The sequence below is a fragment of the Streptomyces sp. NPDC001530 genome (genome assembly GCF_042894545.1).
GTDB lineage: Bacteria > Actinomycetota > Actinomycetes > Streptomycetales > Streptomycetaceae > Streptomyces.
Map to the genome: position 1 here is coordinate 396885 of NZ_JBIAVS010000001.1, position 14538 is coordinate 411422.

Below are 14538 nucleotides of genomic sequence, written 5' to 3' on the forward strand. Positions count from 1 at the left end.
GCTGCCCGGGCCGCCGAGGCGGGGACCTGATCGAATGGCTTGCTCACTTGACCGAGTCGCTGTGATGTTCCCGTGGCTCATGTTTCGGCGGCGGAGCGCCGCCCCCGACTGATCACGGCCGCCACCCGTGCCCATCGCCGCAGAGCTCGGTGTGGCCCAGGCGACGGTGCACTACACCTTCGGCACGAAGGAAGATCTGTACCGGGCCGTCATGGAGCAGCTCACCCAGGACCTGGTCACCCAGGTGGAGCACGCGGCGCCCACGGACACGGGCTTCGAGGACACGATCGTCACACTCGCCGAGGCCCTGTGGCACACCGTGCTCGAACAGCCCGCGTCCTACCAGCTCCTCACGGAACTGTCCATGTTCGCCCTGCGCACGCCCCATCTCCAGGAGGCTCTGCACGGCCACCACCGCGACATCTCGGCCGTGACGACGAAGCTGATCAGCGAGGCCGCCGAACGCGCCGGGCACCAGCTCGCCCAGCCCGCCGAGACGATCGCAAGGTTCTTCCTCGCGGGCTTCGACGGGCTGACGATGCAGCACCTCTCACTGCCGGACGAGGAGGCCGAAAGGGTCTGCATGCGGGCTCTGATCTCCGCCGTCCTGGCCATGGCCTGAGGGCGCCCGCGGCCGGCAGGTGTGAGCGGCTGCCGTGGCGCCGGGCAGACAGCACGTCACCCCGCCGGGCGGGTTGCCCGGCGGGGTGACGTGGATGCTCAATGACGGTTCGGGCGCTCAGCAGGGGGAGTTGGTCTGGGTGAGCAGGCCCATCCGCCAGGGCAGCGAGTTGTAGTCACCGCCGGCGTTGGGGTCCATGCCTTGGTAGACGTACTGCATACGGCAGGGGTCGATGGTGAGGGTCTGGTCGTTGCCGGCGCGGACCATCTCGCCGTGGCTGATGTCCTGGGTCCAGGCGCCGCCGGGGAAGGTGACGTTGCTGCGGCCGGCGAAGGGTTCGTCCCACGTGTGGGCGAGGGGGGTCCAGCCGCCGGTGAGGCTGGTCGAGGTGAAGGAACGGAAGTAGCGCCGGCCTGTGGAGTTGCCGATGGCCTCCTGAATGAGCAAGTACTGGTTGCTGCCGGCGACCTTGTACACGTTGGTCGCCTCGAACAGGTTGTTCTTGGTGTCCGACATCACTATCTGCGTGTTCCCGAAACCGTTCGGGAAGTTCGCCAGGCTGGTCTCGGCACGGTAGATGTGGCCGTTGTCGTCACTGAAGAACAGGTGGCAGTTTGCCGTGTCGCAGATGACCCAGAAGTCGATCCAGGTGCCGTTGCCCTTGTTCTGGGTGACGATCGGCGGCTCCTGGGCGATGAAGGTGCGCGGCGCGGACCAGGACTTCGGGTCGGCGGGGTTGGTGCTGGTGGAGTAGGTGGGCGCAGGGGTCTGGTAGACCATGTACCACAGGTTCTGCGGCGCGAAGTAGAACACCTGGGGCGCGGCCCGGTAGCCCGGTCCCATCGGCGACTGGTCCAGGTACGAGTGTGGTGCCGACGCGGCCTGTGACCAGTCACTGAAGCTGAACTGCTCCAGCCCGTAACCGAAGTTCGGGCCCACGGCCGAGGCGTAGACCACCCACTGGCCGTTGTGGCGGATCACCGAGAAGTCCTTGATGGCCACGGTGCTGTGCTGGGCGTCCGGCTTCGGGCCGGCCAGAACGCCGCTGGAGGACCACCGGAACGTCGACGGCAGTGAGCCGCCACCGCTGCCGCTGTCGACGCGGACCAGTTGCCACTGCTGGTTGGCCCCGCCCCAGTCGGTGAACTGCACGACCTTGGCGCCGTCTGCGGTGGAGGCGTTGTCGACCTCGACGGCCTTGCCGCTGTTGCGGTTGATCAGACGGACGTAACCGTCCGACGAGTCGGACAACCGGAACTGCTGGTTGGTGCCGTTGGTGTCGCTCCACTGCACGATGTCCGCGTGGTCGGCGGTGGAGTAGCCGGAGACGTCCAGCACCTTGCCGGAGTGCTGCGCCTTCAACCGGTAGTAGCCGCCGCCCGAGTCCACGAACTGGAACCGCTGGTTGGCATTGTCGGTGCGGGTCCACTGCGTGAGGCTCGCCCCGTCGGCGGTGCTGACGCCCGCCACGTCCAGCGCCTTGCCGCTGCCACGGTTGACCAGCACGTACCACGCGCTCGTGTCCACGGTGGCCGCCTGCGCCGTACCGGCGGCACCCAACCCGGTCAGCAGCGTTGCCATCAGGGCGGTCACCGCGGCGAGCACGGCCGTTCGCCTCCCGCGTCGCCACCACGGGACCCTGCATGCCGTACGCATGCCCGTCATCTGTGTCTCCTTCACTGAGTGCGGCTGCCTCGCCGCTGTGGGGGGGCGCGCCCCGGGCGGGGCCGGGGCGCGCTGCTGCTGCAATCGTTGGTCGGCGTTGCCGCCCGTCTCACACCGCGGGCCGCTGGAACTGCTGGTTGGCGCCGGTACCGCAGGGCCACTGGATGAGGCGGGCGCCGTTGGCCGTCGAGGCGTCCGCGACGTCCAGGCACTTGCCGCTGTGCCGGGCCACCAGGCGGTAGTAGCCGCCTCCCTGGTCATCGAACCGCCACTGCTGGTTGGTGCCCGTCGTGCAGTGGTACTGGTTCACGGACGCACGGTCGGCGGTGGAGCCCCCCTCGACATCCAGGCACTTACCGCTGTGCTGGGCGAGCACCCGGACGTAGCCGTCGCCCGCGTCCTGGAGCCGCCACTGCTGGTTGAGGCCGCCGGTGCAGGTGTACTGCAGGGCGACCGCGCTGTCGGCGGCTGAGTTGTCGGTGATGTCGAGGCACTTGCCGCTGTGCCGGGCAACCAGGTTGTGGTGAGGGCCGCCGCCCACTCCTGTGACCGTGCCGGCGGCCGTGTCGATGGCGACCTGCGGGTACCAGGGCAGGTTCATGGTGGTCCTGGTCGGGAAGGTCAGCGGCAGCCAGACGTACTGCGAGTCGTTGACCGTGCCGCCCATGGAGTTGCCCCAGCGGTCGCCCATGTAGAGGTAGGAGGTGCCCGAGGTTCCCTGCACCGGCAGCACGAACGCCGTCTGGGAGCCGTAGGCGGTGGCGTCGCCGATCTCGGCCATGGCGGTCCAGGGGCCGGCCAGGCTGGTGGCGGTGGCGTACCTCTGCTGGTTGGGATTCCAGCCGCTGGTGCCGGACGTGAGCATGAAGTAGACGCCGTCGCGCTTGAACAGCGCGGGCGACTCGCGATAGTTGTTCGGCCACGGGTTGACGACCAGGCTGTCGTAGCCGGTGTAGTCGGCGGTGAGCTTGTAGATGTGCAGATCGGCGTTGCCGGCCGCGGAAGTGACCTGGTACGCCGTTCCGTCGTCGTCCTTGAACAGGGTCATGTCCCGGGACGTCGTACCGGACGGCGGCCGGAAGCTGCCCCGCCAGGTGTAGTCGCCGTCGACGGTGTCGGAGACGGCTACCGCGGAACGGGACTGGTTGTAGTCGCTGCCGTTCTCCTTGTGCATCCACATCACGAACTTGCCGGTCGTGCTGTTGTAAATGACCTTCGGCCGCTCGATGTTGGCGACCGCCAGCTCGGGATCGCTGGTCCGGGTCAGCACGTTGCGCCTGAACTCCCAGGTCTTCAGGTCGGTCGAGCGGTAGGCGGAGACGGCCTTGAAGGTGTTGTCGGCGTTCCGGTTCTCACCGAACCAGTAGTAGTACGCGCCCACCTTGATCACCCCGCCGCCGTGTGCGTGCACCACGGCTCCCGTGGTGTCGGCGAACTGCGTCCCGTTGGTCACGGTGACCGGGGCTGCCTGGGCCGGCGCGCCGGCGACGAGCAGTGTGAACACGCCCAGGACAAGGACGAGAAGAGGGGATAACGCACGTCCGAGCATTGCTACTCCGCTCCGAGCGACAGGCTTCTTGTTGTTGAAATCTGTTTGATCCGTCGCAGGACAGTAGGTACCAGGCATGTCCTCGTCAAGAGCTACGGCACGGTAGATACATCCCATGTCAAGAGTCGACAGTCCAGAGAGTGATGGCGTAAAAGCCCTGTTGCATCAGGCAGTTGCGTCTGATTACTGGACAACTGCCTGTTCGATACTCGCTAATACATCCAATGTTCCTGTTGCGTTGCGGCATGGAGTCCATCACCGGGACGCCCCTCGACCCGCTCGCTTTGAACCTGAACCGGCACACCGCCCGTGCTGTTCTGTGAACAGTCAGGAGAGAACCTTGCCCGAACCGATCAGTCGCCGCAGAGTGCTGACCGGCATGGCCGCCATGACGGTTGCCGCAGCCGTCTCGCCGACGCTGGCGACCCCCGCCCACGCCGCCTCCTCCCCACCGCCGCTGCCGCTCCTCCCGCTGCGGGTCCCCCAGCCGGACCTGGGCATCGAGCAGCAGTCAGACGAGAAGATCCAGTGGCTGCAGGACGCCAAGCTCGGCATGTTCATCCACTGGGGGGTCTACTCCGGCCCGGCCAAGGGCGAGTGGTACATGGAGAACGCCGCCGTCACCCCGGAGAACTACCGGAAGTACCTCACGGACGCCACCGGCGAGCAGTTCACCGCCAGTGCGTACAACCCTGCCGACTGGGCGCAGCTGGCCAAGGACATGGGCGCCAAGTACACCGTCCTCACGGCCCGCCACCACGAGGGGTTCGCGCTGTGGCCGTCCACACACCCGAACGCCTGGCACAGCGGACAGGCGCCCCTGCGGCGCGACTTCATCGCCCAGTACGTCACCGCCGTGCGCGACGCCGGGTTGCGGGTGGGCCTGTACTACTCGCCGTTGAGCTGGCGCTACCCCGGCTATTACGACGTCCGCGGCACCAACTGCCTCCCGAACGCGTGGGGTTACGTCACCGATCCCGCGCACAAGGAGAACGCGCGGATCATGAAGAACGAGGTGTACCAACAGGTCAAGGAACTGGTCACCCAGTACGGCAAGATCGACGACCTGTGGTGGGACGGCGGCTGGCTCGGCCAGCAGGGTACCGACGCGGACGCCGCCTTCTTCTGGGAGCCCGGCAAGTTCCGCGACCCCGCCAACGAGTGGCCGGTGGACTCCGCCTACAGCGAGACCGACTCCGCGACCGGCAAGCCATTGGGACTCACCGGCCTGGCGCGCAAGCACCAGCCCGACATCGTCACCACTCTGCGCTCCGGCTGGATCGGCGATTTCACCAGCGAGGAAGGCGGTTCCGTGCCGAGCGGCGCGATGCGCACCGGCAGACTGGCGGAGAAGTGCTTCACCATCGGCGGCGCCTGGGGCTACAAGGCGGGCGCGCCCGTGATGAGCTTCGGCAACATCATGAACATCCTGGTCAACTCCTGGGTGCGCAACATGACCGTCCTCCTCAACGTCGGCCCCGACCGCACCGGCGTGGTCCCCGCCGACCAGGCGGCAGCGGTGCGCAGGGTCGGCTCCTTCCTGTCCACCTGCGGCCAGGCCGTCTACGGCACGCGCGGCGGGCCGTGGGAACCGGTGGACGGCCAGTACGGCTTCACGTACAAGGGCGACACCTTCTACGTCCACCTGCTGCCCGGCTACAGCGGCACCTCCTTCACCACCCCGTCCGCCGGAGACGCCAAGGTCACCCGCGTCTTCGAGGTCGCCACGGGCACCGACCTGTCGTACACCGTCGGCTCGGACGGCAAGGTGACGATCACCGGCATCAACCGCACCCGCATCCCCGAGGACAGCGTCGTCGGCGTCACGCTGGACCGCTCCGTGCAGCCGGCCGACATCGCCGTCGGCAGGACGGCCACGGCCGGCAGCGAGGAGACCTCCAAGGGCAACACCGCGGCCAAGGCCGTCGACGGCTCCACCGCCACCCGCTGGTGCGCGAGCAACGGCAACACGGGACAGTGGCTGAAGGTGGACCTGGGGTCGGAGAGGTCGCTGACCGGAACCCGTATCGCCTGGGAGTCCCCGGCCACCAACTACCGCTACCGGATCGAGGGTTCCACCGACAACGCCAACTGGACCACCCTGGCCGACCTGACCGCCACCACCAGCACCAGTCAGGTGCAGGTCTCGGTCTTCCGCGCGCAGGCACGGTATGTACGGGTGACGGTCACCGGTCTGTCCTCGGGTGTCTGGGCATCGATCCGCAGCCTGGAGGTCTACGACCGGCCCTTCAGCGGGGACGTCGGCACCGTCCGGCTGGTGAACCGCAAGAGCGGCAAGGTATTGGAGGTCAGCGGCGCCTCGACCGCCGACGGTGCCGCCGTCATCCAGTGGCCGTGGAGCGGCGGTACCAACCAGCAGTGGAAACTGCTGCCCAACACCGACAGCTCCTACCGGCTGTCCAACGTCCGCAGCGGCAAGGTCCTTCAAAGCCCGGGCGGCTCCGCCCAGGGCGACGGACTGAACCAGTGGACCGACGACGGCGGCGACAACCAGTCGTGGAAGCTGGTGCCCTCCCAGACCAGCGGTTACCACCAGCTCGTCAACGTCCGCAACGGATGGTGCGCCGACGTCAAGGACGCCTCCACCGCAGACGGCGCTTCGGTCATCCAGTGGCCCGCCACCGGCGGGTCCAACCAGGACTGGCAGATCCTCGCGCTGTGACGACGCCGGGCGGGGGTCGTGCCGCGTGCCGGCGCGGTCCCCGCGGCGTACCTCTCCTCCGGCCGCCTGGAGTCCGGAGGCTGGGCTGGACGCAGACAGATCGTCGCGGTGTGAGTCGCCGGGACGCTCAGTGAGGCAGAGGTTGTTCGGCCCAGATCGTCTTGCCGGCGGCGGTGTGGCGGCTGCCCCAGCGCTCGGCCACCTGGGCGACGAGCAGCAGTCCGCGTCCGCCCTCGTCGTAGACGCGGGCCCGCCGCAGGTGCGGGGCGGTGCTGCTGCCGTCGGAGACTTCACAGATGAGCACGTCGGCGCGGATGAGCCGCAGCTCGATGAGGGCGTCGCCGTACCGGCTGGCGTTGGTGACCAGCTCGCTGACGATCAGCTCGGTGGAGAAGTCGAGCTCGGCCAGCCCCCAGGCGGCCAGCTGTTCGCTCGCCATCCGGCGGGTCCCGGCGACGGCCGCGGGGTCCACCGGCACCTGCCAGGTGCGTACCTGGTCCGCGCGGAAACCGGAGGCGCGGGCCAGCAGCAGGACGATGTCGTCGGCAGGCGGGTCGGGCCGTACCTTGCGCAGCACTTCGTCGCAGACTTCCTCCAGGCCGGCGGCCGGGCGACGCAGCGCTTCGGTCAGCAGGTCCAGTCCGACGTCGATGTCGCGGCCGGGAGCCTCGATCAGGCCGTCGGTGTAGAGAGCGAGCAGGCTTCCCTCGCCCACCTCGATCCGGGCGGCCTCGAAGGGCAGTCCCCCCCAGGCCGAGCGGCGGCCCGGCGGGCAGGTCCAGGACGCGTACCGTGCCGTCGGCGGTCACCAGGACGGGCGGCGGGTGCCCGGCCCGTGCCATGTCGCACACGCCGGCGACGGGGTCGTAGACGGCGTAGAGGCAGGTGGCCCCGACCTCTCCCGAGGCCCCCTCCGCCTGCCGTCGCGCCTCAGGGCCCTCCTCCCGGTCCAGGCGGATGACCAGGTCGTCCAGCCGGGTGAGCAGCTCGTCGGGCGCGAAGTCGGCGTCGGCGAGGGTCCGTACCGCGGTGCGCAGACGACCCATCGTGGCCGAGGCGTGCACGCCGTGGCCCACGACGTCGCCCACCACCACCGCGACCCGTCCCCCGGACAGCGCGATGACGTCGAACCAGTCCCCGCCGATCTCGTCCCCCGAACCGGCGGGAAGGTACCGGTGGGCGAGGTCAACCGCCTCCGCCCGTGGCAGACGCTCGGGCAGCAGACTGCGCTGGAGGGTGAGCGCGGTCCGGCGCTCACGGGTGTAACGGCGGGCGTTGTCGATGCTCACCGCCGCCCTGGCGGCGATCTCCTCGGCGAGCACCAGGTCGTCCTCGCCGAAGGCGTCAGCGGTGCGGTGCCGCAGGAGATGCATCACGCCCAGGGTGACGCCCCGGGCTCGCAGCGGCACCATCATCACCGAGTGGATCCGGAATCGCCTCATGCTCTCGGCACGGGCCGGGGAGGCCGTCGACCACGCGCGCAGCCGCGGGTCGCCCGCACGGTAGTAGGCGCCCCGGCCGGTGATCAGCGCCTCGGCCGGTGGGGAGCCGGGAGGATAGACGTCGGTGTCTCCCGCCCGGACCACGGACTCCGGGCAGCCCGAGAGCACCGAGCGTTGGGCGGTACGGCGGCAGACGACCGGCGTCTTTGGGGGTATCGGCTGCGGCTCGTGGCCCCGGACGACCGACTCCAGCAGGTCGACGGTGACGAAGTCGGCGAAGCCGGTCACCGCGACCTCGGCCAGTTCCTCGGCCGTCCGGGTCACGTCCAGAGTGCTGCCGATGCGCGCGCCGGCGTCGTTCAGCACCGCCAGGCGGCGCCGGGCCCAGTACTGCTCGGTGATGTCGATCACCAATGCCGACAGCCCCAGCACCTCGCCCGCCGGGTCCTTCAGCGGGGAGAGATAGACCGACCACGCGTGATCGCGGACCTCGCCGGAGGCTCGGAACGGCTGCTCCTCACGGAAGATCATCTCACCGGTGCGCACCACCTGCTGCTGCAGGCGGTCGATCTCGTCCAGGGGCGGGGTGGGATAGATCTCCCACAACGTCAGGCCCCTCATCTCCTCCTGTGTGAGCCCCATGGCACGGCTCATCACCTGGTTGCAGGCCACGAACCGTGCCTCATGGTCGTAGACGGCCACGGGCAACGGGAGCTGCGCGAGTGTGAGCTCCCACAGCTCCGCCGTCCCCGCGTCGGTCGGCGAGGCGGGGTACGTCACCGCCGCCGGGGTGACGATCCAGTGGGTCCCGCCGTCCGCGTCCGCCAGTGGCGTGCCCCGGAGCTGCACCTTGACACGGTCTCCGTCCCGCTTCCGCAGCGAGAGATCGCTCGTCCACGGCTCCCTGGCGGCCAGGTGGCCCCGCAGCGCGGTGGGCAGCCTCGCGGCCAGCAGATAGGCCGCCGGCCGGCCGACCACCTCGTCGGACTCGTACCCGAGCAACCGCCTCGCTCCCGCGCTCCACGCCAGGACGGCTCCGCGGGTGTCGATGACGACGGCGAAGTCCTCGGGTGCTCCCGCGCCCTTTGCTTCTGTGGTCGTATCGGGCTCGTTGTCCATGGAATGTGTTCCGACGTCGTTCCTGTCGCGCCCCAGCAAGGTTGCGTCAACCGTCACGGGCGCTGCCTCCAGCATCCCGCCCCGGCACACTCCGCTCAACCGGCCGACTGGCGTCGCACGCCGTGCCGCGGAAGCATCTACCCGCCGGTCCTGTCGGTGCGGGACACCGCGCGCCGGGTGGATCGGCGCGGGACCAGCACCGGCTGCACGAGCCGGCGCCGTTCCACGCCGCTGCGGGCGTTGATCAGGGCGATCAGCAGATCGACCGCTTCGGTGCCCACCAGGTCGGGGCGGAGGCTGAGCGTGGTGACGGGCGGGGTCGTCGTCGCGTAGTCGGGATCCTCGCTGACACACGCCACCAGCAGGTCCTGCGGCACCCTCAGCCCCTGGCGCCGGGCGGCGGCGAGAATGTTGTGACCGGAGTCCGAGTAGACGCCGATCACGGCGTCCGGTCGCGGATCGCGGTCGAGCAGTCGGCCGACCGCGTCCTGTTCGGCCGTGAAGTAGTCGGGCAGCGAGGCGTACTCCTCCACGAGGGCGGACACGCCCTGTTCGTCGCACCAGGACCGGTAGGCGTGCGCGATCAGGCGCGGGTACGCGTCGTCATGAAGGGGCAGGGAGAGGCCGATCCGCCGCGCGCCGGACCGCGCGAGGTGGTCGAGCAGGAGGCGCAGGCCCGCTTCGTGATCGGCGTCCACCCACGCGTCGCACCGGTGCGGCTCGGGCGGCCGGCCTTCGCTGATCATCGGGATCCCGCGCTCCCGCAGGATGGCCCGCACCGGGTCCTCGGCGCGCGGTCCGCCGTGGATGACGCCGTCCATGGGGGTGTTGAGCCACATCCACGGTGACATCGAACTCGGCATCACCAGGAGCAGATAGCCCCGCTCGTGGGCCGCCGCCATGGCGCCCAGCGTCAGTTGCGCGTAGTACGGGATCTCGGTGTACGAGACGGGAAGGTCCCCGTACGTCGTCATGGTCAGCCCGAGCACTCCGGTGCCCCCTCGGGCCAGGGCACGGGCCGTGCTGGCCGGGGCGTAACCGAGTTCGCGTGCCGCTGCCAGCACATGCTGCCTGGTCGCCTCGGACAGCCGCCCGGTGCCGTTGAGCGCGTTCGACACCGTGGCCGTGGACACCCCGGCCCGTACGGCGACGGCGCCGAGCGTGGGACGCCGCCAGGCACGAGAGCTCTCCATGCGTACCCCAACTGCCCTGTGAACGCTTGTGGTTAAGAACTTAATCACTCAGCGTACCGGGCGACGGCGACCGGAACGGCCGCCGGGTGAGGAGTGATGAGATGCCAGATGTCCACGACGGCCCCCTCGACGGGCCTGCGGGCGGCCCGCTGCACCGGCGGACCTTTCTGGCTGCGGCCGGGGCGGGCGCCCTCGCGGTGGCCGGTGCCGGTACGGCGGCACGGGCCGCGACCGGCCGACCGCCGGTGCAGGTGACCACCGTGGTGCTGAACGCAAGGGTGTTCACCGGAACCCACGCCGGCGCGTCAGCACAGGCAGCGGCCATCGGCAGCGACGGAAAGATCCTCGCGGTCGGGTCCGACGCGGAGATCCGCCGTCGCATCGGCCGCCGTACCGTCGTCGTCGACGCCGACGGCGGTACCGTCATGCCGGGCATCCAGGACGGGCACATGCACCCGCTCGGGGCGGCCATACAGTCCCTGAACCCGTCGCTGCGCAACGAGGCCGTCACAGTCCCCCAACTCCGGGCGAGACTTCAGGAGATGGTGGACGCGACGGCGGCGCAGGAACCGGACGGCTGGCTCCAGGTGACCGACTGGAACCCGGCCGGCCTGCTGCCCGCGGGCACCGTGGCCGACAAGCAGCTGCTCGACTCGCTGAACACCAGGCGCCCGATCTACCTGCAGGGTTCCGACTTCCACAACAGCCTCCTCAACAGCAGGGCGCTCGCCCTCGCGGGTGTCGACCGCACCACCGCCGACCCGGCGGGCGGACAGATCGTCCGCGACGCCGCCGGAGAACCGACCGGCCTGCTCAAGGACGACGCCCAAGGGCTCGTCTCCCGGGTGATTCCTCCCCCGAGTCCCGACCGGGTCGAGGCCGCCCACGCCAGGATGGCCGGCGCGCTGCTGGCCGCCGGCATCACGTCCTTTCTCGACGCCGCCAGCGGCGAGGACACCGTCACGACCTACGCCGACCTCATCGAGAAGGGCCTGCTGCCGCAGCGCATCACCCCCGCGCTGCTGATCGACGCGGACCTCGCCAAGAAGCCCCGAGCCGCGGCCGAGTACCTGCGCGACATCCGGCGGCGCTTCGCCGGGCCGGACACGCTGCGACTGACCACCGCCAAGGTGTTCCTCGACGGCGTGATGGAGTTCCCGGCGCAGACGGCCGCCCTGCTGACCCCGTATCTGGACGCCGAGGGCAGGCCGACCGATCACCGGGGCGATCTGCATGTCAGCGAGCGGGACTACCGGGCTCTGGTCCGCGCCCTGGACGCGGACGGCTGGCAGACGCACGCCCACGCCATCGGCGACCGCGCCGTACGCACGGCCCTGAACGCCTACGAGGCCGTCGCCCGCCCCGGCCGCCGTGGCCGGCGGCACACCGTCACCCACCTCGAACTGGTGCACCCCGACGACTACCGGCGTTTCGCCCGGGCCGGAGTGGTGGCGAGCATGCAGTTGCAGTGGGCGATGCCCTCCGTGTTCACCCGCGACTCGCTGCGGCCCTACCTCGGACCGGAGCGGTACGCGCGCCTGTACCCGGCCCGCAGCCTGGCCCGGGCGGGGGCCTGGCTGGCCGGCGGCTCGGACTGGCCGGTCGACCCGCTGCTCCCCTTCACCCAGATCGCCACCGCGATCGACCGCAGCAACCCCGAGGAGAACCAGCCCCCTCTGAACGCCGCCGAGGCGCTGACCCGGACCCAGTCGCTGGTCATGCACACCGCGGGGGCGGCACACCAGCTGCACGACAGCGGTTCGGGAACCGTGCGGCCGGGCCAACGGGCGGATCTGATCGTTCTGGACCGGGACGTCACCAAGGTCCCGGTGAAGGAGATCCGTGCCACCGCAGTCCGGTACACCTTGATCTCCGGACGGGTGGTCCACGACGCCGACTCGGAGACCGGACAGGCCCGAGCCGAGGTGGGCAGGCGTATGGGCGTGCTGGGCGCGGGCCGGACGCCGGGGGACTCCTGCTGCCGAGGCCACTGACCCGCGCAGGCGCCGCGCCCCGGCCCACGCGAGGGGGCGGGGGCGCGGAAGGCGTGGGCGGCGATGGTCCACGGCTGGGCGACGAAGGTGTGAGGCAGGCTAGACGGGCGTCGACGCCGACGGCACGAACGGCGCCCCGTGTCCCGGCACGATCAGTGCCGGGCCGAGGGCCAGGACCTTCTCCCTGGCCGCCCGCAGTTGTTCGCGATCAGGCGCGAAGGGGTCGTCGACCGGCCCCTCGGCGGTCCACCACAGATGGGTCAGAACCACCAGGCCCTCGTCGACCGTGACCAGGGTGCTGACGTCCTGCGCGGTGTGGCCGGGCGTCGTCATGAGCGTGATCGAGGGCGACAGCTGGTATCCGTCGGCATCGCGGTCCTCCCAGATGTCGTTCTGGTAGATCGCCATGTGGTCGTGGAAGCGGGCTTCGGGGAACAGGGCCGCGTTCAGCGTGTGGTCCGGGTGGTGGTGGCTGAAGATCACGTCGGTGACGTCCTCGGGGCTCAGCCCGTGGTGCGCGAGCGGGTCCAGGATGAGTCGGCGGTCCGCGACCATGCCGGGATCGACGATCGCGACGGTCTCGCCGTCGACGAGCAGGGTGACGGTTCCGGCCACCCGCGTGTCGGCGTAGCCGGTGGTCAGGACGTGGAAGGCAGCGGTCATGAAGGGCTCCTCGGATGAGGTGATCGGTGCGGTGTGGGGGCCGTACGAGCCGGACCCGGCGGCCGTCCCGGCCACCGTCGCTGGGTACGCTGAGTGATTAAGGCCTTAACCACAAGCCATCACAAGGCTGTTGAGGTACACAGGCACGGGCCGAGCCCAGTCCCTTCGACAGGGTCGAACACTCCCGGCAGACATGGGATGTTAACGAGCCAATATCAGAGAGGGATGCGGCGACGAACAGACCGCAGGAGCAGCGCACTTGGGAGACAAGGGTGCAAGGCTCGTCCTCGCGCCACCGATCTCAGATTTTCTTGTATTCATGGGATGTTACAGCCGGGGATCGTGGTATCTATACGGGTGCGCTTGTGAGGCCGCTTCGGGCGCTCGGTGTTGTCAACGCTCACCCGAGCACTGACACGAACGGCGATCAGACCCGCTGACTCAGCAACAACTCGTAGAAGAGGACGCTGCATGAGAAAGTCCTGGGCTCTACCTCTGATCACGCTTGTCGCTGCCGCGCTCGGGGTGACAGCGACGGGTGTGACCCCCGCCTCCGCCGCCTCCAACACACCCTTACGAGTCATGCCGTTGGGCGACTCCATAACCTGGGGTGTGGGAAGCAGTACCGGCAACGGCTACCGGGGTCCGCTGTGGAACAAGCTTGCCGCGGACGGCCATCCGCTGGACTTCGTGGGCACGGGGCGGAACGGTTCGATGTCGGACCCCGACAACGAAGGCCACTCCGGGTACCGCATCGACCAGATCGCCGCTCTCGCCGACGCCTCGCTGACCCGCTACCGGCCCAACGTCGTGACGCTGCACATCGGCACCAACGACCTCCAAGGAGCCTCCGAGGTCGACAGCGCCATCGCCCGACTGAGGTCGCTGGTCAACCAGATCACCGCCGACGTCCCCGACGCAACCGTCCTCGTCGCCTCCCTGGTCGTGTCCACCAGCAGCTCGGAGGAGCGGTTCCGGGGCACGTACAACCAGGCAACCCGGCAAATCGTCAGCGACGCACAGGCCGCGGGCAAACACGTCGCATTCGTCGACATGAGCAGTCTGACCACGGCCGACCTGGCCGACCCCCTGCACCCCAACGACTCGGGCTACCAGAAGATGGCCGACGCCTTCCACCGTGGTGTCCAGACCGCGGACAGCGCCGGGTGGCTGAAGAACCCCGCCCCCGCCCCCGCCCGCGTGCAGTCCGGCATCGCCGGCAAGTGCATGGACGTCAACGGCGCCAACACCGCCGACGGGACCGCCGTCCAGACGTGGAGCTGCGGCGACAGTGCCAACCAGTACTGGTCCGCCTACACCGACGGCACCCTGCGTTCCATGGGCAAGTGCCTCGACGCCGCCGGCGGGGCCACCGCCAACGGCACCAAGGTGCAGCTCTGGGCCTGCCACGGCGGCGCCAACCAGGTCTGGCAGCCCTACAACGGCGGTTACCGCAACCCCGTCTCCGGCCGCTGCCTCGACGTTCCGGGCTCCTCCACGACCGACGGCACACAGCTCGTGCTGTGGGACTGCAACGGCGGCTCCAACCAGAAGTGGACCACGCTGACCGCCGGATGACACCGGCTCCCGGGATCTGGGCCTCTCCTG

General features: G+C 69.6%; 7 protein-coding genes and 2 pseudogenes. 4 read left to right on the top strand and 5 right to left on the bottom strand.

The annotated features are described in order from the left end of the window. Positions 1–72 precede the first annotated feature (72 nt). Positions 73–622 (top strand): annotated as a pseudogene (locus ACFY0T_RS01845) (TetR/AcrR family transcriptional regulator). A gap of 117 nt (positions 623–739) precedes the next feature. Here ACFY0T_RS01845 and ACFY0T_RS01850 read toward each other — a convergent pair. Together ACFY0T_RS01850 and ACFY0T_RS01855 are read right to left on the bottom strand one after the other, a co-directional pair. Then, positions 740–2287, bottom strand: coding sequence for a non-reducing end alpha-L-arabinofuranosidase family hydrolase (locus ACFY0T_RS01850; RefSeq protein WP_388863819.1), 1548 nt, complete (start codon positions 2285–2287; stop codon positions 740–742). A gap of 109 nt (positions 2288–2396) precedes the next feature. Further along, the gene (locus ACFY0T_RS01855; RefSeq protein ID WP_388863821.1) at positions 2397–3836 is read right to left on the bottom strand and encodes an RICIN domain-containing protein; all 1440 of its coding nucleotides are present in this window, start codon (positions 3834–3836) and stop codon (positions 2397–2399) included. Between the two features lie 340 nt (positions 3837–4176). On the opposite strand from ACFY0T_RS01855, the gene ACFY0T_RS01860 reads away from it, so the two are divergent. Beyond that, positions 4177–6519 carry an alpha-L-fucosidase gene (locus ACFY0T_RS01860; RefSeq protein ID WP_388863823.1) on the top strand — a complete coding sequence of 781 codons (2343 nt, stop codon included), beginning with the start codon at positions 4177–4179 and terminating at the stop codon, positions 6517–6519. Between the two features lie 127 nt (positions 6520–6646). On the opposite strand, the pseudogene ACFY0T_RS01865 reads toward ACFY0T_RS01860, so the two are convergent. Further along, positions 6647–9080 (bottom strand): annotated as a pseudogene (locus tag ACFY0T_RS01865) (SpoIIE family protein phosphatase). Positions 9081–9217: 137 nt separating this feature from the next. Then, positions 9218–10273, bottom strand: a complete 1056-nt coding sequence (locus tag ACFY0T_RS01870; protein ID WP_388863825.1) for a LacI family DNA-binding transcriptional regulator — start codon at positions 10271–10273, stop codon at positions 9218–9220. 101 nt (positions 10274–10374) lie between these two features. Between ACFY0T_RS01870 and ACFY0T_RS01875 the strand changes: the two genes are divergently transcribed. Continuing rightward, entirely contained in the window at positions 10375–12267 is a 1893-nt protein-coding gene (locus ACFY0T_RS01875; protein ID WP_388863827.1) for an amidohydrolase, read from the top strand. 99 nt (positions 12268–12366) lie between these two features. Here ACFY0T_RS01875 and ACFY0T_RS01880 read toward each other — a convergent pair whose 3' ends face one another. Next, positions 12367–12930 carry an MBL fold metallo-hydrolase gene (locus ACFY0T_RS01880; protein ID WP_388863829.1) on the bottom strand — a complete coding sequence of 188 codons (564 nt, stop codon included), beginning with the start codon at positions 12928–12930 and terminating at the stop codon, positions 12367–12369. Positions 12931–13401: 471 nt separating this feature from the next. Here ACFY0T_RS01880 and ACFY0T_RS01885 point away from each other — a divergent pair, with 471 nt between their 5' ends. Further along, the gene (locus tag ACFY0T_RS01885) at positions 13402–14508 is read left to right on the top strand and encodes a ricin-type beta-trefoil lectin domain protein (protein WP_388863831.1); all 1107 of its coding nucleotides are present in this window, start codon (positions 13402–13404) and stop codon (positions 14506–14508) included. Positions 14509–14538 lie beyond the last annotated feature (30 nt).